The organism is Micromonospora sp. CPCC 205558, assembly GCF_036902955.1.
Taxonomy (GTDB): Bacteria; Actinomycetota; Actinomycetes; order Mycobacteriales; family Micromonosporaceae; genus Micromonospora.
In genome coordinates, this window is sequence record NZ_JBAKHR010000029.1 from 44234 (window position 1) to 61041 (window position 16808).

General features: G+C 68.2%; 16 protein-coding genes. 5 read left to right on the plus strand and 11 right to left on the minus strand.

The window, feature by feature from the left end:
* Positions 1–30: 30 nt before the first annotated feature.
* The 5 genes from V6U86_RS26860 to V6U86_RS26880 all read right to left on the minus strand — a co-directional run bounded on the left by V6U86_RS26860 (position 31) and on the right by V6U86_RS26880 (position 4328).
* Positions 31–1206: a GDSL-type esterase/lipase family protein gene (locus V6U86_RS26860; RefSeq protein ID WP_334507885.1), complete on the minus strand. Its 1176-nt coding sequence runs from the start codon at positions 1204–1206 to the stop codon at positions 31–33.
* Between the two features lie 84 nt (positions 1207–1290).
* Complete coding sequence (locus V6U86_RS26865; RefSeq protein WP_334507887.1) at positions 1291–1845, minus strand: TetR/AcrR family transcriptional regulator; 555 nt, start codon at positions 1843–1845, stop codon at positions 1291–1293.
* Between the two features lie 112 nt (positions 1846–1957).
* A complete protein-coding gene (locus V6U86_RS26870) occupies positions 1958–3193 on the minus strand; it encodes a low temperature requirement protein A (RefSeq protein ID WP_334507889.1) in 1236 nt (411 codons plus the stop codon).
* A gap of 149 nt (positions 3194–3342) precedes the next feature.
* Positions 3343–3819 carry a hypothetical protein gene (locus V6U86_RS26875; RefSeq protein ID WP_334507891.1) on the minus strand — a complete coding sequence of 159 codons (477 nt, stop codon included), beginning with the start codon at positions 3817–3819 and terminating at the stop codon, positions 3343–3345.
* Positions 3816–4328 (minus strand): DUF1772 domain-containing protein, encoded by a 513-nt coding sequence (locus V6U86_RS26880; protein WP_334507893.1) that lies wholly within the window; start codon positions 4326–4328, stop codon positions 3816–3818. The genes V6U86_RS26875 and V6U86_RS26880 overlap by 4 nt, the downstream gene beginning before the upstream one ends.
* A gap of 196 nt (positions 4329–4524) precedes the next feature.
* Here V6U86_RS26880 and V6U86_RS26885 point away from each other — a divergent pair, with 196 nt between their 5' ends.
* Positions 4525–5673 carry a sensor histidine kinase gene (locus tag V6U86_RS26885; RefSeq protein WP_334507895.1) on the plus strand — a complete coding sequence of 383 codons (1149 nt, stop codon included), beginning with the start codon at positions 4525–4527 and terminating at the stop codon, positions 5671–5673.
* Positions 5670–6332, plus strand: a complete 663-nt coding sequence (locus tag V6U86_RS26890; RefSeq protein ID WP_334507897.1) for a response regulator transcription factor — start codon at positions 5670–5672, stop codon at positions 6330–6332. Before V6U86_RS26885 ends, V6U86_RS26890 begins: the two co-directional genes overlap by 4 nt.
* A gap of 80 nt (positions 6333–6412) precedes the next feature.
* On the opposite strand, the gene V6U86_RS26895 is transcribed toward V6U86_RS26890, so the two are convergent.
* Positions 6413–7333 carry a helix-turn-helix domain-containing protein gene (locus V6U86_RS26895; protein WP_334507899.1) on the minus strand — a complete coding sequence of 307 codons (921 nt, stop codon included), beginning with the start codon at positions 7331–7333 and terminating at the stop codon, positions 6413–6415.
* 182 nt (positions 7334–7515) lie between these two features.
* On the opposite strand from V6U86_RS26895, the gene V6U86_RS26900 reads away from it, so the two are divergent.
* Positions 7516–7890 carry a CU044_2847 family protein gene (locus tag V6U86_RS26900; RefSeq protein WP_334507901.1) on the plus strand — a complete coding sequence of 125 codons (375 nt, stop codon included), beginning with the start codon at positions 7516–7518 and terminating at the stop codon, positions 7888–7890.
* Here V6U86_RS26900 and V6U86_RS26905 read toward each other — a convergent pair.
* On the minus strand, positions 7823–9787 hold the full coding sequence (locus V6U86_RS26905; protein WP_334507903.1) for a peptide deformylase: 1965 nt from the start codon (positions 9785–9787) through the stop codon (positions 7823–7825). The two genes, V6U86_RS26900 and V6U86_RS26905, sit on opposite strands and share 68 nt — an antisense overlap.
* A 101-nt stretch (positions 9788–9888) precedes the next feature.
* Between V6U86_RS26905 and V6U86_RS26910 the strand changes: the two genes are divergently transcribed.
* Positions 9889–10587, plus strand: a complete 699-nt coding sequence (locus tag V6U86_RS26910) for an HAD family hydrolase (RefSeq protein ID WP_334507906.1) — start codon at positions 9889–9891, stop codon at positions 10585–10587.
* 118 nt (positions 10588–10705) lie between these two features.
* Here the strand turns inward: V6U86_RS26910 and V6U86_RS26915 are convergent, their stop codons facing one another.
* The 3 genes from V6U86_RS26915 to V6U86_RS26925 are packed head-to-tail and all read right to left on the minus strand — an operon-like array spanning position 10706 to position 13037.
* Positions 10706–11728: a hypothetical protein gene (locus V6U86_RS26915; protein ID WP_334507908.1), complete on the minus strand. Its 1023-nt coding sequence runs from the start codon at positions 11726–11728 to the stop codon at positions 10706–10708.
* Entirely contained in the window at positions 11686–12696 is a 1011-nt protein-coding gene (locus V6U86_RS26920) for a S1 family peptidase (RefSeq protein ID WP_334507910.1), read from the minus strand. The genes V6U86_RS26915 and V6U86_RS26920 overlap by 43 nt, the downstream gene beginning before the upstream one ends.
* The gene (locus V6U86_RS26925) at positions 12693–13037 is read right to left on the minus strand and encodes a CU044_2847 family protein (protein WP_334507912.1); all 345 of its coding nucleotides are present in this window, start codon (positions 13035–13037) and stop codon (positions 12693–12695) included. Before V6U86_RS26925 ends, V6U86_RS26920 begins: the two co-directional genes overlap by 4 nt.
* Before the next feature lie 671 nt (positions 13038–13708).
* On the opposite strand from V6U86_RS26925, the gene V6U86_RS26930 reads away from it, so the two are divergent.
* Entirely contained in the window at positions 13709–14614 is a 906-nt protein-coding gene (locus V6U86_RS26930) for a ferritin-like domain-containing protein (protein ID WP_334507914.1), read from the plus strand.
* A gap of 67 nt (positions 14615–14681) precedes the next feature.
* Here the strand turns inward: V6U86_RS26930 and V6U86_RS26935 are convergent, their stop codons facing one another.
* On the minus strand, positions 14682–16808 hold the full coding sequence (locus V6U86_RS26935; protein WP_334507916.1) for a B12-binding domain-containing radical SAM protein: 2127 nt from the start codon (positions 16806–16808) through the stop codon (positions 14682–14684).

Consider the following 16808-nt stretch of genomic DNA (forward strand, 5'->3'; position numbering starts at 1 on the left):
AACCTATCGTCGAGCCGAGCCGCCAGACGGTCAGCCGGTCCTGGTGGCGAAGGGGCCGCCGTCGCCGAATGCGAGCCGCCCGAAGTTCTCGGCGATGCGGCGATGCCCGGCGGGGTCGGGGTGGACCTCGTCGGGTAGTGGGAGTTCGGCGTAGTCGGCCTCGCCGTAAAGGTCGCGTCCGTCGAGGTAGTGCAGGTTCGGGTCGTCGGCCGAGCGCTGTTGGACGATCCGGGCGAGTTCGTCACGGATGACGTTGAGGGTCAGCCGCCCGGCGCTGCGTTCGGCCGGATCTCCCGTGGCCTTGAACCGCAGGCTCCCGCCGTCGAGGTCCGGCGCGAGCGGGCCGGGCGTGTCTTCCTGCACCGGGCACAGGATGGCGGAGACGACCAGCAGTGGTGTGGTCGGGTGCCCCTCGCGGACGGTGTCGAGGAAACCGTGGACCGCGGGGGTGAAGGCGCGTAGACGCATCACATCGCCGTTGACGATGTTGATGCCGATCTTGACGCTGATCAGGTCCGCGGGAATGTCCCGCATCGCGCGGGCGGTGAACGGATCGAGCAGCGCGCTACCGCCGAACCCCAGGTTGACCAACTCCACGCCGCCCGCAGCCGCCGCCAGAGCCGGCCAGATGGCGCTGGGGTGACCGGCGTTCGAGCCGTGGCTGATGGAACTGCCGTGGTGCAGCCACGTCCTGCGTCCGTTCGGTGGGGTCTGCTCGACGGGCGCGTCGGTGCGCAGCGCGATCAGCTCGGTGATCTCCGAGTGCGGGAGCCAGATCTCGACGTTTTTCGCACCCGCGGGCAGATCGGCGAAGCGGGCGGTGCCGGCCGGACCTTCGGCGAGCACGGAAGTCTGGGTGAACATGTCGGTGACGGTCCGGACGTTGCCCCCGGCCACCGAGGCCTGCGCGGCAAGGCGGCCGTCGATCAGCAGGTCGTAGACGCCGTCCGGTGGGGGCGGGAAGCCTTGGTAGACCCGCTTGGTGGGCAATGTGTCCAGCTCGATCGTGGTGGCCTGGGTACGGAACGCCAGTCGCACCCCGGAGGGCTGGGCCTCGGCCACGGCCAGTTGGTCGTCGGGGATCTGCCGGCGCGCCGGTGCGGTCAGCCGGTGTGGCAGCAGACCGCGCGTGGTCGTCTCCAGGTCGACGAAGCCGCGCAGCAGGTCCGGCGTGATCGGGGTGGTCCAGTGATGCTCGGTGGTCATTGCCTCAGGCCTCTCGCGGGATATCGGTGTTCATCGGCGCACCGCGCCGCGAACCACTCGCGGACGGTGCGGCCCTTCGCCTCGTCAGGAACTGCTGCGGCTGCGTAGCAGCGCGTCGAGTGAATCCACGATCCAGTCCCAGGATTCCTGCTCATCGGGCGCGCTGTGCGCGAAACCGCCGGCCAGTTCCAAGCTGACGTAGCCGTGGAAGACGCTGCCCAGCAGCCGGACCGCGTGCGTTGCGTCCGGGTCGTTCAACTCATAGCCGCGCAGGATCGCCCGCGCCATCTGCGCGTGCCGGACACCAGCGCTGGCGGCGGCCGTTTCCGGATCGAGCCGGAGCCGAGCGGCGGCATAGCGGCCCGGGTGCTCTTTGGCGTAGTCACGGTAGGCATCGGCGAAAGCGGACAGGGCGTCCCTGCCGGCCCGACCGGCGACGGCATCGGCCACCCGGTCGGCTAGTTCCTCCAGCGCGAACAGCGCAATGCGGACCCTGAGGTCCTGTGAGTTCAACAGGTGCGAGTACAGGCTCGGGAGCTTGACGCCGCACCGCCGGGCGAGCGCCGAGACGGTGACCTGGTCGAAGCCGACCTCGTCGGCCAGCTCCGCCCCCTCTCGCGTCAGACGCTCCGGCGTCAACCCTCGCTTCTCCATGACCCCCCTGACCGCTGCCTAACACTATCAGGCTACAACCTAATAGTAGTAGGCACGCGTACGAGGACTCGCCGGGTTGGCTGCGCCTGACCGCGCGTCACGCCTCGGAGTCGCCAACATCGGCGATCGCCCCACCGATCGGTGAAGCGGGAACATCCGCTGGCTGTCCCCACCTCCCCAACGCGTCGACCAGCGCGACCACTGCCAGCACTCCGGCCACGATGCTCAGCCCGATCATCGGCGCCCAGAGGACCAACACCGGAGTGCACAGCAGCAGGGCGACCACTCCGATCAGGTGGGAACGGGAGATCCGACCAAAGACTTCGTACTCCAACCGCACCCGAGCGAGGAGGAAGAGCATCGGACCGCCGACCACGAACAGCAGCCAACTGGGCCGCATCCGCCCGAACGGATGATCGATCACCAACTCGTAACCGACCGCCGTGACGAGCACGCTGAGCACGATCAACAGGTGCGTCCGTTCCGACGCCAAGCCCAGCCGAGCAGGCATGACCACCCGGCCCAACGCATCGGTCAGCAGCAGACCGGCGCAGTGGAAGTAGATTCGCCAGAGCAGCGCGCTGGTCGCGAACGCGACCGCGAAGGCAGCGGCCCGAAGCTTGGAATAGTCCGCGCCACTGAAAACCACGCCGATGACCAGAATCGACTCACCGAGTGCGATGAGAAACATCTGCTGATACCGGTCCGCGAGATGTGTCCCCGCGATCCGCCAGCGGGCCACCTTCGAGACCCCCAGCCGCGGCAGCGGCCAACCCAGGGCCCACGCGCCGTAGTCGACAGCGAGCGCGGCGACCCACAGCGGCAGGCAAAGGTCATCCGGACCCAACGCGCCGGCCAACCACAGCGGCGCGCTCACCGAAGCCCACACGGCAAGCCGGATCGGCACCAGCCGTCGCGGATGGCCACGCAGCGCGGCGGCGATCACCAACGGCCGCACCACCATCACCATCAGGTACGCGACCGTGAACGGCAGCGCTCGCTCCTCCATCGCACGCGGCAGCGTCACCGCTATGATCAGACCGGCGAACATGGTGCCGATCACGACGGCCTGAATGACCGGCCGCTCCGGTTCGTAACGGCTGGTGATCCAGGCGGTGTGCGACCAGATCAGCCAGAGCGCCAAAAAGAGCAGCAGCGTACGCCCGAACCCCAGGACAAGCGCCCAGCCGGTGTCATCGCCGAGAGCGGCGAATCGTTGTGAGACCCGGGTGAGGGCCACAACGAACGCCAGATCGAAGAACAGCTCCAAAAACGTCGCACGGCCCGAACTCGTCGGAGGACGCAGCAGCTGGGCACCCCGCCCCTCCGCCATCGCCGCCTCCGTCCGCCCCTTGTCGCACCAACGAACCGCAGCGGAAGGAGTTGCGTCAGGAGGGCCAGCGGCATGACTCGCCGCAACCGCGCCACCCCGGCCAGCCCGGACGGACCCCGCAACCACCTACATCCCCCTCGCCGGTGCGTCTACGGCCCGCACCGCGCCTTCTCGACCTTCCGCTCGGTGGCGCGCCGCGGCCCGATGACGACGCGGCTCAGCACCACCGCCACCGCCCCGGTCACCACCCCGGTAAGCACCCCGGTAACGAGACTGGAAAACACCGCCGCCAGCCGAAGGATCGCTTCCTGCGCCCGAGGGTCGAAGTCCCCGAGTCTCGGCCCGGTCGCTCCGAACGCCTCGTCCCACAGAATCTGGTGACCGACCGCGAGAAGCACACCGTGGATCGCCCCGATTGCCAGAACGGTCAGGAACAGGCGCGGCGGACGCCGCCACAGCACGGCGACCACCCAACAGATCAGCGGTACGACCGCGAGCAGCACGGCGGCGGCCTGCCCTTCCTCCACGACGTGCAGGTCGTGCAGGACCACCCGCGGCGCGGCCAACAGGGCGAGCGCGACCAGGGCCGGCCACGAGAAACCGAGAGTACGACGTCCGGCGCTCATCGCTCGCCCCGTACCGGCGCGGTTTCCCGGGCGAAGCGCAGTAGCGCGGTGAATGCCAACGCGGATGTCACCGCTCCGCCGACGAGGCGTACCCAGTGGCCGGCGACGAACTCCTCGGCGACCTGGCGCAGGTAATCCGGGGAGTGCGTGCCGACCGGGTCGACGAACATGATCTCGTTGCGCGGCCAGAAGAACACGACCGAGAACAGGAACTCGCAGGCGATGAAGACCGCCGCGGCGGCGGCTACGTACCACCGCAGTCGCCGATTGCGCCACGTGAGGGCGGTCGCGGCGAGGCTGGTCAGCACGACCGAGGCGCCCAGCGGCGGGAAGTAGTCGCTCGGGCCACCGGCGACCAGGAACTCGCGGGCCCGGTCCAGCGAGGCGGGTGCGTCCCCGAAGATGTTCGGGTAGAGCATCACGGTCTCGGCCGCGACCCCACCGAAGGACATCATCGCCGCCCAGACGAGCACGATGAGCACGATCCACGTCAGCCTGATACGGGACACAGCGGCACTTCTCCCCCGGATTTCGGGCCCCTGCGGGCACGATCTGTCATGTCGCCGTCGACGCTAGGTCGCCGGTCCGGGACCGTCTGCCGCGCGGGCGCGCGAGCTGGCATCGCTTCTCGACGTACCTGCCGGGGCGGGGGTGTTGCCTGCGGACGGCAGCGGCGCGGACCCACACCGACTTAGGCTCACGAACGTGCAGGCCACCTCACCCACCCGTACCGAGGCGCTGCTCGCTGTGGCCGTCCTGAGCCTGGTCACGGCGGCGGTCGTGACCGAGGACGCGTCAACCTCCCAGGTGGCGCTGGCCGGCGGATTCGGGGTCGGATTGGCCGTACTTCTGCTGGTGGCCCGGCGTTGGACGGTCCCGGCGCTGCTGGCGACAGCAGCCGGCATCCTCGGCTACTACGCGCTGGAGCTGCCGCCGGTCGGCGTGGCCGCCCCGGCCGCCGCCATCCTCTACGTGGCGGCCCAGCGGGGCCGGGTGGTCCCGGCCGTCGCCGTCGGCGGGAGTCTGCTGACCGTTTCGGTGGTGGCCCGGCTCATCGAGGGAGACGACATCTCCGTCGTGATCGGTGCTGGTCTCGGCTCCGAGGCGGCCCTGATGCTCGCTGTCATCGCTCTCGGCGACGCCGTCCGCAACCGGCGTTCGCTGCGGGTCGCGTTGGCCCGGCAGGCCGCCTCGGCGGCCGAGGAACGCCGCCGGGAGGCTGCACGGCAGGTCGAGGCCGAGCGGCTGCGCATCGCCCGGGAGGTGCACGACACGCTCGGACACACGATGTCGGTGGTCACCCTGCAGGCGGCCGTGGCGCGGGAGGCGCTCTCCGATGCCGAAACCGGGCAGGCCGAGGCCGCCCTGGCCGCGATCCACGCGGTGAGCGGCAGCGCCATGGCCGAGCTGCGTGCCACGTTGGGCACGCTGCGTCGGGATCCCGGACCGCGCGAGCCGGCCCCCGGTTTCAGCCAGCTGCGTACGCTCGTTGAGGGCGTCCGCCGCGGTGGGCTGCCGGTCGAGCTGCACCTCGACGGCCCGGTCGACGCCCTGCCCGCGGTTGTCGGCAGCACCGTCTACCGGATCGTGCAGGAGGCACTGACCAATGTGCTGCGCCACGCCCACGCCACCCGCGCCACGGTGACGATCCGGGCGACCCCGGCCCGGCTGTCGGTGAAGGTCGTCGACGACGGCCGGGGATCCGCCGGCGGCACCGCGGTCGAGACGGGTCAGGGGCTGCGCGGCATGTCGGAACGGGTTGCCCTGCTCGGCGGAACCCTGGAGGCCGGCGAGACCGTCGGCGGCGGTTTCCGGGTCTCGGTCCACCTACCGCTGGCCGGGGTCGCGGTATGAGCGAGGTACGCGTCGTCCTCGTCGATGACCAGCACCTGGTGCGCACCGGCCTTCGCGCGTTGCTGGAACGCGCCTCGGGCGTCACGGTGGTCGGCGAGGCCGGCGACGGCCAAACCGGCGTGGCAGTCGTTCGCGATCAGCGACCCGACGTCGTCCTGATGGATGTCCGAATGCCCGGCGGCGACGGTATCGAGGCGACCCGCCGCATCCTCGCCGACCCGACGCTGACCGACGTCCGGGTGGTCATGCTGACCACCTTCGACGACGACGAGTACCTCTTCGAGGCCATCCGTGCCGGCGCGGCCGGCTTCCTCCTCAAGGACACCCCGCCCGACGCCCTGCGGGACGCCGTCCGCGTGGTGGCCGGCGGGGACGCGCTGCTGTCACCGGCGGTGACCCGGCGGGTCATCGCCGCGGCGGCCCGCTCCCCTGTCGCGGACCCGGCCCGGCTGACCGGGCTCACCGGGCGGGAACGCGACGTCCTGGCACAGGTGGGCACCGGCCGGTCGAATGTGGAGATCGGCGCGGCCCTGCACCTCAGCCCGGACACCGCCCGCACGTACGTGAGTCGCCTGCTGCACAAACTGAACGCCCGCGACCGCGCCCAACTCGTGGTCATCGCGTATGAGAGCGGGCTGGTCCGCCCTGGCGACCGCTGACCCTCTGAGGCCCCCGTTGACAGGGGCCCGGGGTCGGTCGCTCGCCGAGCCGTGCGCGCACTGCTCCAGTCACTGCCGGCTCAGGTCGGGTAGCGCCAGTTCAGCCGGTACTGGGCGCGTAACCGTGGCCGCGGCACCTCCCACTCGTACTCGACCAGCCCGTCACACTCTCGGGGAGACGGAGTCACACGTGCCGCTACGTCGGTGGTGAAGGACGTCTCAGTGCCCCAGACCGCAGGATGGCTGGAGGACGGAAAGGTAAGCCGGATGGTCAGCCGACGGGTGGGCAGGCGGATGTCCCGCTGGAGCCAATCACCAAACTTCCACTCTGGCACCCGATACGAGTAGTGGATCAACGTGCGCTGGCCAGGATAGAGCGGGTAGGGAACCTCCTCGGTGCCGAACATAAGAACGATCTTCATGAAGGCGTTTCGGCTACGGGTGACCTTCCATTTCATCGGCTCAGGCTGGTCGGCGCCGATCGACGCCTGAAAGTCGACTTCGTCGATGCTGAGCGGATGACGAGCGTGAAACGCCATGGATCGTTCCGGGTCTTCGGGGAACCGGTCGATGTCGATCTGCACGGTGTGCCGGGTGATCGGCTCGGTGCCCACGCTGTGCAGGTGGCGCCGGATCCGGCATTCGTACCAACCATCGACGAGTGAGAGGGCAGCCAGCTCTTCCTCGATCACCAGGTGCGGGCCAGCCGGCGGCGGGATCGCGGTGGGAGCAGGCGCCAGGCCCAGACCTCGCTGGAGCTTGGTGCCGGCGAAGGCGACGTACCGCTGCCAGAGCCGGTTCCCACTCTCGAGCACCGCCTCCACGCGGCGGGCGAACTCCTCGGTGGGCTGGTGTCGCCCGCTCTCGATGTGGCTGACATACGAAGGGTCGAACCCGATCCGGCCAGCGAGCGTCTTCTTGGACATGGCCCGGTGGTGCCGCCAGTAGACAAGTTCCCGGACGAACGCCGCAGCTGCCTCACCCTGAGCGGAGGCGCCCATCCCCCATCCCTCCATTGATCTCAAGTCTGGCCTACGCGATGCGTCCACGCCAGCGCCTTGGACCTGGGTCGGACCCGCCACACCGGTCGCGACCCGCGTCGTCTTCCGCAGGCGGGCAATCGACTGCTACACATTGCTCAGACGACGGACACCGCACGTCACGGCGGGCTCAGGGAGGGTGAATGAGCACAGTGCTGCTCAAGGTTCCGGTCACCGAGGGTAGCGACGAGTACATCGAGGTCGTGGTTGACCGCCGCGACATCGCAGGGATCGAACTGGCTGCGGCAGGCGATGGGGGTGGCCAGTGGTCGGCGACCACGTTGGCCGCCTCCCTGGAGCGGGCACTACCCGCGTTACGTACGGTCATCGACCGTCTCGGGTCGGCGGCCACACCGGACGAGATCTCCGTCGAACTCGGGCTGGCCATAGGCGGGGAGACCGGCCTCATCTTCACCAAGGGAACCACTGAGGCGACCTTCACCGTGAACATCACGTGGCGGCGGAGTGAGCCTCCGGCTGCTGCCAACTCAACTGCTCCGGCGGCACCTGTGGAGTGAACAAGCCACCCTCGCGGAGCCGACGGTAACGTGCGACATCGACGGGCCCCTCGCCGTCGGGCATGCGGTCAGCATCGGTGTAGACCTTGCCGTTCAGGTGGTCGATCTCGTGGGCGACGCTGCGGGCGAGGCCCCCCGTGAGTTCGACAACTCGCATGTCGCCCTCTGCCGTCCAATGACGCACGCGAAGACCGTACGGGCGCTGGACGATGCCCCGGACGTCGAAGAAACTCAGGCATCCCTCATAGTCACGGACCTCCTCGTCGGTCCGCTCGACCACGCTCGGGTTCACCAGCTCGATGAAGTCCCGTGAGCCTGGCTCCTTGACGATCGCAATGGCGTACGCCATGCCGAGTTGAGGGGCGGCGATCCCCATACTCACCTCGGGTTTGAACGAGTGATATCGGTTGACCCATCCGGCGACGCGGCGCAGGTGCGCGAGCACCCGCCCGGCCAGTAGCCGATCGCTCGGCGACTCGAAGTTGATCGCCCTCGTCTTGGCCGGCAACTCCGACAACCTTCGCCCGCGGGCCGGCTTGCGCAACTGCCTGATGCCGAACTGTCGAAGGACGCTGGGCGCATCGTCGCAGACGCTGCTGTCCGGGATGCGCTTCCAGAAGAACCAGTCAAGGCGGATGCGACGCTCCTCGGCGAGGTCGTCCTCCTCTGCCGTGCGGTCCCAGGAGTAGATCGTGCGGTCGTCCTCGACCCGCATCTCAACGTCCGGCAAGGGTTCAAGGTCCGTCTCCGACGGCAGCGACGTCACGCCCCAGCACTCCGGCTCCAACTCTGTCGGCAAGTGCGCCTCTACCGAGAGCCGGTCGGTATTCGGTTTGATGTTGCGCCTATACCACTGGCCCCACATCTCGTCACTGACGCGGTACGTGTACTCGACAACAACCTGTTGCCCCGGGACCAACAATTTCGATCCGGGAAAACACAGGTCGAAGTTGATTTCCTCGTGCCGCACCTTTGTCGGCTTGGCATCCATGGGATGGGATTCGCCGTCGAAGATGCACCAGGCTCGCAGGTCGATGTCCCGGACGGGGTCCTCGACACTGAGTGGGTGCTGCGCGTGGTGGCGCAGATTGCCCACGGCTTCGTCGTTGAGAAAGCGCTGCACGGACACTTTCATCTCGTACTTCGCACGAGGCGTGCCGCCGCCGTGGTGCAGCAGGCGCCGTTGGCGCAGGGTGTATTGCGTGCCGTCGTAGTGAACCTCGCCATGGTCATGCAGTAGCACCAGCCCGGGTCGCGCGGTGGCGACCGCGGCCAACGCCCGCTCCAGCAACGCGCCATCGAGCACCAGCACCTCGGCCGAGTCGTCAGTGGTGATCGCCTGGAGCATGCCGAGCACCGAAGAGGTGGAGGGGTCCCAGACCGGCCCGCCGCTGAACCCACGCTGCACCCGGAAGACCCGGTGCACCACCTCATCGACCTGCAACCGGTGTTTGCCGACCGCGCCGAGCAGCCGGCCCTGCACATGCCTGCCCAGGTCGCGCCCCTGACCCGGCCCCCACATCTGCACCGCCACGTTGTAGCGGTCCGTCAGATCCGCCCGGATGCGAACCGGTTCCGCGCCACTGCCGGCAAGGCCCTCGCCGAGCCTGAGCACCGCAACGTCCGCAACGTCGAAGTCGTCACCGGTCGGCAGCCACGCCACTACCTCGGCGCTGCGTTCGATCCAGCTGTTCGACGCCCCCAGCAGAGCGAAATGAAGCGAGACACGGCTGTTCTTCGGAACTCCTTCCGGCTGTCGGAGGGAACGGCCGAGCGCCGCATTCACCACGTGTGCGCAGGTCAGCATCAGCCGCTCCCCGACAAGGAAGGCAAGCCCGACAGGCTCGGCTTTCGCCCGGCCGAGAACGAAGGCGATCGCTTGCTCGACCCGGTACATTCAGCAGATCCTCCGTCGGGAAAGCGGTTTGCCGATCGTATCGGGCAGCACTGTGGCCCAGCCAGGATGACGCGTTGATTCGTGGCCTGCCGAGGAGCACCATGACCGGCATGGAAGAGTGGGCAGTCCTGTTCGATCTCGACGGCACCCTGGTCGATACCGCGCCGATCTGGTGGTCCGCTCTCGGGGCCCTGATCGACGCGCGGCAGCCCGTTCCGGCGGGGGCGACAGATGGACTGCTCGGCCTCACCGCACTGGAGGCCGTCACGACGATTCACCGCCGGTTCGGCTGGTCCGGCTTGGACCCCGCGGAGGATGTGGCGGAAGTCGAGGTGGCGGTTCGGCAGCGTTACCGTGACGGCGCGACGAGTTGGCACGCCGAAGGGCTGCACCTGATCGCGGCTCTGCGAGCGGACGGCGTGCCCGTCGGGCTCGTCACATCGAGCAGCCGATACATCCTCGACGCCCTCATGGTTCATCGCGGCGCGCCCCGGTTCGACGTTGTGGTCTGCGGCGACGACGTGCAGCGGACCAAGCCGGCACCCGATCCGTATCTGTTGGCGGCGCGGCGGCTGGGTCTTCCGCCAGCACGCTGCGCCGTCGTAGAAGACTCACCCACGGGCCTTGCCAGCGCGGTTGCTGCCGGGTGCCCGGTGGTGATGATCGGTGACCACGGGCAGCCACCAGTGGTCCAGGTGGCGAGCCTCGGTCGACTCACGGTGCCCACTCTGCGTCAGCTGGCATCGCCAGCGATTCACCAGGCATCCGGCGACGGCCCGCGGCAGCCGACAGACTCGTGATTCCAGGGCCGGTCGCCGGACGCATCGAGTCGCGACGACGTTGGGGCCAGTCCGCTACAGACGCAGCCTGACCCCAACACCGTCAACCGTCGTGGTCACCGCACTCACGTCGTCGGCGTCACTCCGAGCCGAGCGGTGGTAGCGGAGGGAGGTTGGTGGGCACGCTCGGTTGCCCCGAGGTGCCGCCGTTGTGGCGGCGTAGGTATTCCCGAAGGGTATGGATCATGCTCTCCGTGGTCGAGCCCGAGACACCCTCGATGTGGATCTGGTCGGTCGCGGAAATACCCATCACCAGCTCGATGGCGGGCCGTCCGGCGACCATGAGCCGCAGGGTCTGCCTGCCGGTCAGATGCACGATGCCCCCACTGGCGGTGGGGATCTCGGTCACCGCCTGGTGCGGCGGCATCGGCTGGCCGGGGGGCAGCGGCGCCTGGTTTGCCGGCGGGATGAAGAAGTTCACCCGGTCACTGGCGGTCTCCAGCCCGTCCACGCTCTGCAGGTGGTATTCCTTGGTGGCATCGCTGACAGTCGCGCCGGTGCGCATGTCGAGGATGGACTCGTAGGTCAGTAGCCGATAGTTCGAGAGATACACGACCAGGATCTTGTAGAGCGAGGCACGCAGGACGCCGTCAGCTCCGCGGGCGATCTGGCACGGGCCGTCCGGCGGCAGACCGTGGAAGATCAGAAGGTTCTCGCCCCACTTGAGGGTGACTTCGCCCGGGTGGCGGTTCAGACGCCGCCGGCCGGCGTCCGCCGCGTAGTTCTCACCCTCCTGCAGCCAACCGTCCATCTGAGCATCGGTGGCGCGGGGGTAGGCAGCGGAGATTGCCGCATTGTAGGCCGAGTACGACGCGGCGAGCTTGATCCCACCGACGACGACGGCCGCACCACCGCCGAGGATGCCCAGGCAGCCCAGGCACGCCAACCCTGTCGGCCCACTGTCGCTGGAGGCTCCGACGAGCGACAGGAGGCCGATGACAAGGAGCAGGCCGCCGCCGCCGAGCGCGATCAGGGGCCCGATGTACGAGGGCTTCTGTGGCACCCGGTTGAAGTACTTGTGTACCAACTCTTCCCTACTGTGGTTCTGCGTCATGCCCCTCATCCCATGGATCGACGATAAAGATTGCGCCAGGTCAGACACTCCGGTGCCGGGACGTGGCTGACGATTTCGGTTGCGTGGCCGGTCGACACACGGCTCGTGACCAGTGCGTGCTGACTGGCGTGACCTGACACCGGCAGGCTGCGCAGGCGGTAGTAGTCCTCACGGACCAGCGCCAGGAGCGCCCGTGCGTGAGCCGAGCCCGAGTCGAGGCGGCATGCTTCGCCCAGCAGCCGCTCGATGCCGTCGACGACCTCGCCGGAGTGATTCGCCGGGCGGACACCCTGCAGCAGCACGAGTGCCCAGTAGTAGTACAGATCCGAGCTACGGCGGTGCCTGCTGTGCAGATCGGGGAGCCGATCGAGGGCTGCGGTGTAGCGCCGGGCGTTGAGAGACCGCAGCAGGGTGACGTAGTCGGGGTCTCCGGCGAGCGGATCGGCGAGCACAGCGGCGAGCCAGGGCGCGCTCTTGACGATGGTGTCGTTAGGAATGATCCAGGCCGATCGCTCCGAGAGCGACCGGTCCGCGCTGACGACCATGCCGACCACGAGTCCCGTTGCCGCGTCCGTAGCGGCACCGCCACTGAAGCCGGGCTCGACCCACGCCGTGTGACCATGGACGGCGTCGATCTGGAGCCACTCGCCGGTGCGGCTCGGGCCGGACACCCGCGCTTGACTTCGACGCCCCTCCTGGCCCCGGTCGGGAAGCCCGAAGAGATCGAGGATCGTTCCCACAGCGGGTCGGGTCGCCGGCCCCATCGGCGCGACCGCGTCCGCCGGATGACCGGCAATGTCGATCGTGGCAACGTCCGGCACCGGGTTGACGTTGCCGTCGAATGCGCTGGGGATGTCTACCGTACGGGCGCCGGGCAGCGAGGCGACCCGGCATTGCCGCTGGCCGGGATCGATGAGGTGGGCGCAGGTGAGTGCGCGGGTCGGCGTGACAGCGAAGCCACATCCCGTGGTCGCGCCGGTCACCTCCAATCGCCACACCTCATCGACGCCGGTCATGGCTGGCGGGTGTCCGTGGAGTCGTCGCGTCGCCAGAGCAGCTCAACCGAGATGTTGCCCTCCACGGCCGAGCGGGCGATCACAGCGCCGACCTCGGTCGTCAATTTCACCCCGAATCCGATCTTGATCTCGTCAGGGCTCGACGCTCGACGCAGGTCGGCGAGGACGGCTTCGGCCGCGTCGCGGATATGGCTCAGATTCGCCTCGAAGAACTCGCGTGCCTCCCGGACGCCATTCACCCGCCTGCCGGCGGGAGTTGAGCCGCGACGCTCTTCCTCCACCTCGACAATGACCGAGGTGCCATCACGGACTACAAATCTGACAAGTTCGGTTTCCGACATAGCCCCCCCAAGGATCGATCTGGACCATACCAAGGTGGACAGTCGGCCAAGACAACCGAACGTTCACCGTCAATCAACGCTCGGCCGCCCGACGGCAGCCGAGGCACCACAATAGACTGACGGACGTCCGGTGGCCTCTGTCATGGCCAGGGCACAACGTGCGGGCGGCAGGCCCGATCACCCACCCTCCCGTCGACACCGCGCCAGCCGTTACGCGGTGTCGGGTAGACGACAGGCTTTCCTAACGGACGTCCCGTAGATCCGTGAACGGCATTGCCCGACAATGCCGCCGGCGTCGTTCTGGGGCAACTGTGCCCTCCGGCGCCCACTCCTGGTGCGGGCCGTCCGGCCGCCTGGTGCCTACCGCAGCTCGCCGTGCGAACGCCGAAACACGTGCCGCGTGACTTGAGCACTGTCGTCGGGCGGTCGCCCTTCAGAAGGCGGGAATGAGCCGCGCAGCGATCGGTGCAGAGCTGATAGCGCTACCGCGTCCGCTCTGACCGGTGCACTTCTGCACGGCGCGGAGCGTAGTCGACGTTCGATTCACCCCGTACCGCCTTTCCGCAAACAATTCCTGAGTTCGTCCGCACGATTAACGTGAGAGCCATCCATTCCAGTCAGGTCGGCCGAGACGGACAGCTAGGGCCTGGATGCGCCAAAACGGAGGCAGCATGGACAACTGGTTCATCTCAGAGGCGGTGTCACGCAGTGCAGAATCCGAAACGGATCGGCGAAGGCTCACGGCCCTGGTTGATCCAGGGGTGTGCGCAGCCGACCCGGCGGGTGGTGGTTCGCCGAGCGACGCGACCATCCTCAACTTCGCGCTCAATCTCGAATATCTCGAAGCTGAGTTCTATCTCCGCGCAACGACAGGATCCGGGCTTCCCGACGAGATGACCACCGGCACCGGGGTACGCGGTGAGGTGTCCGGCGGAGGGTCAGTCAACTTCAGCAGCAACTTCGTGCAGAGGTTCGCGAAGGAGATCGCCTCCGACGAGATGCAGCACGTGGCCTTCCTGCGGTCCGCGCTCGGCAACGCCGCTGTCGCTCGTCCCGCGATTTCGCTGGACACGAGCTTCACTGCGGCGGCGACTGCCGCTGGTCTCATCAAGCAGGGCGAAAGCTTTGATCCGTACGCGAACGACCTCAACTTCCTCTTTGCGGCGTTCCTCTTCGAAGACGTCGGAGTGTCGGCGTTCAAGGGTTCCGCGTCGCTGCTGTCCAACAAAACGTACCTTGATGCCGCAGCCGGCCTTTTGGCCACCGAGGCGTACCACGCGGGGATTGTCCGATCCGCGCTCTACAGCGCCGGTCTCACCGACGACACGGTGTTTGACTCGGTGCGAAAGATCTCTGACGCGCGCAACAGTCTTGATGGTCCGACGGATGACGACCAGGGTGTCGGCACGGCGGCGGACCCGAATTTCATCCCGACCGACGAAAACGGGATGTGCTACGGCCGAACGGCCCAGTCCGTTCTGAACATCGTGTACCTGAGCCCGACCCCGGCGACTTCGGGTGGCTTCTACCCGGCCGGCGTGAACGGCGAAATCGCGATGAGCGCCGCGACGGCCTGAGGGTTCACGCGCCCGTCCCCGAGCCGGCTCGAGCGTCTGGGAGGAATGCCCCGCCCCGGCGGTCGGCTCACCGCGCCGGTTCGGCCGGGAGCCGATGCCGTCGGATCAGCCGCTGCCCGATGAAGGTCCGCCAGACCCGGTCGGCGACCGTCGGTTCGACGATCCACAGTCGACGTTGCGCCTCGGCGAGGGTGAGCGGCGCACTGAAGAGGTCCAGGAACAGCCGGCTGCTGCGGTTGAGTGCGAACACCTGACCGTCGACCCGCCGGAACAGATGCCGGTCCGCCGGCAGGTCGCCCGGGACGCCCTCCTGCTCGTCGGACCGGATCCGCCGGTACGCCTCCCAGACCTGCTCGTCGTCGCGGTCCACGAAGGAGCCGTTGGCGAGGAACTCGGTCTGGTCGTCGGTGTCGTGCCGAACCCGGTCGTTGGCGAGGACGCCGCGCACCGCCGTGCCGTACCGGTCGTGGTAGAAGAACGTGTGCGGGGTGTCGGTGCTGCCCAGCCACGGACGGTGGTAGTGCCCGGGGTTCAGGCCGGCCTTGGCCTGGGCGACCTCGGCCTGTGCCGCCTCGGTCACCGGCTCGTCGTACTTGAGCATCCGGACGATGTCCGAACCTTCCACCGGCCGCACATTGGTGATGCCGAACCGGTCCGGCTCCTTCGCGACGATGGCCCCCGGGGTCAGCATGAAGTCGCCGAGCCCGCCGAGGGTCCACAGGTCCGGGTTGTCACGCAGGAAGGTGACGCTGTCCAGCGCCTCCTCGCGGGTCTCGGTGGGGAAACCGGTGAAGCCCATCATCTGCACGCCGATGTTGGCCTTGGTCATTGCGGTCATGGTGCGGCGTACCTGCTCCGGCTTCGTGCCCTTGTCGATCAGGTCGAGGATGCGTTGGTTACCGGACTCGAAGCCGACCGAGATGGCCACGCAGCCGCTGCGCCTCAGCAACTCGCAGCGCTCGTCCGACCAGTACTTCTCCAGCCGGATCTCGGCACCCCAGCGGAAGTCCAGCCCTCGCTCGACGACCTGCTCGGCGAAGCGCAGGATGGTCGCGGGAGCGAGCACGTCGACCGAGAAGTAGATGAACTTGGCGAACTTCGACAACTCGGTGACGTCCGCGATCATGGTGCCCACCGTGTCCTGCCGCCATGGGCTGGTGGGGCCGTCGGTGTTCAGTCCGTAGTCGCAGAACGTGCACTTGTTCCAGTAGCAGCCGCGGGTCGGCGAGTAGTAGACGAACCGCTCCGGGCTGAGGTAGAGGTCCCAGGGCAGACCGGAGAAGTCCGGCACCGGCACCTGCGCCAGGCGTTCGTAGCGCAGGGGCAGTTGACGCTGACGGCCGTACTTGGGGTGCAGTCGGACGTTGGGGTGCCCAGCCGGGAGGGTGCCGGCCGCCACCGAGTCCAGAATCTCCGTGTACGCGCTCTCCCCCTCGCCGACCACGATCGCGTCGAAGTCGGCCAGCACCTGGAAGACGTACTCCGGTTTGCTGGCGCACTTCCAGACGTCGGAGATCTCCGTGCCACCCGCGATGAGGAAGACGTCCGGGCAGGCCTGCCGGACGAGTCGGGCGATCCAGAGCGCGAAGGGCAACTGCCACTGGTACGTGGCGCTGATGCCGATCACCTGGTGCCCGCCGGCGGCCAGCCGTGGGATCAGCACGTCCTCGTAGTACGGCAGGAAGGGCCGGTTGAGGCGGGCGAGCAGCGCCTCGTCGGTCAGCGCGGCGACCGAGCCGATCGAGATCATCGGCGGCGGGTGGAGCCGGAAGCCGGCGTGGAACTGCCCGGGGAAGCCGACAGTGCCGAGCGCGTCCATCCAGGAGATCACGCCCTCGACGGCGTCCTGGTAGTGCCGGTAGTCGTAGAACAGGGTCGGATCCTGCAGCACCCCGATCGACCGACGCAGCCGCTCCGGATCCGGGTCGGGCAGGCCGAGCTGGTTCGCCCGGGCCATCAGCGCGTCCGGGCCGCTGAGATCGTCGATCGAGAGCCGGGACAGCTCCCGCCGAAGCCAGTCGTACGCCGACGGGGTGTACGAGTGGTGGAACGCCTCGATGTTGGCGTCGATGATCTCCGCCGGCCGGTGCCCCTGTGCCCGGGCGTACGAATCGAGGTAGTTCAGGGAGTGGTATCCCGAGGTGGGATCGGTCAGCGGGGGGTAGATAAGTGCCGCCTTCACCGTGCCGCTCAT

Bases quoted from the DNA above. Each gene is read 5' to 3' on its own strand.
- V6U86_RS26860 (WP_334507885.1), bottom strand. From the start codon at position 1,206: ATGACCACCGAGCATCACTGGACCACCCCGATCACGCCGGACCTGCTG.
- V6U86_RS26890 (WP_334507897.1), top strand. From the start codon at position 5,670: ATGAGCGAGGTACGCGTCGTCCTCGTCGATGACCAGCACCTGGTGCGC.
- V6U86_RS26875 (WP_334507891.1), bottom strand. From the start codon at position 3,819: ATGAGCGCCGGACGTCGTACTCTCGGTTTCTCGTGGCCGGCCCTGGTC.
- V6U86_RS26930 (WP_334507914.1), top strand. From the start codon at position 13,709: ATGGACAACTGGTTCATCTCAGAGGCGGTGTCACGCAGTGCAGAATCC.
- V6U86_RS26905 (WP_334507903.1), bottom strand. From the start codon at position 9,787: ATGTACCGGGTCGAGCAAGCGATCGCCTTCGTTCTCGGCCGGGCGAAA.
- V6U86_RS26870 (WP_334507889.1), bottom strand. From the start codon at position 3,193: ATGGCGGAGGGGCGGGGTGCCCAGCTGCTGCGTCCTCCGACGAGTTCG.
- V6U86_RS26900 (WP_334507901.1), top strand. From the start codon at position 7,516: ATGAGCACAGTGCTGCTCAAGGTTCCGGTCACCGAGGGTAGCGACGAG.
- V6U86_RS26920 (WP_334507910.1), bottom strand. From the start codon at position 12,696: ATGACCGGCGTCGATGAGGTGTGGCGATTGGAGGTGACCGGCGCGACC.
- V6U86_RS26910 (WP_334507906.1), top strand. From the start codon at position 9,889: ATGACCGGCATGGAAGAGTGGGCAGTCCTGTTCGATCTCGACGGCACC.
- V6U86_RS26935 (WP_334507916.1), bottom strand. From the start codon at position 16,808: ATGAGCGGCACGGTGAAGGCGGCACTTATCTACCCCCCGCTGACCGAT.
- V6U86_RS26895 (WP_334507899.1), bottom strand. From the start codon at position 7,333: ATGGGCGCCTCCGCTCAGGGTGAGGCAGCTGCGGCGTTCGTCCGGGAA.
- V6U86_RS26925 (WP_334507912.1), bottom strand. From the start codon at position 13,037: ATGTCGGAAACCGAACTTGTCAGATTTGTAGTCCGTGATGGCACCTCG.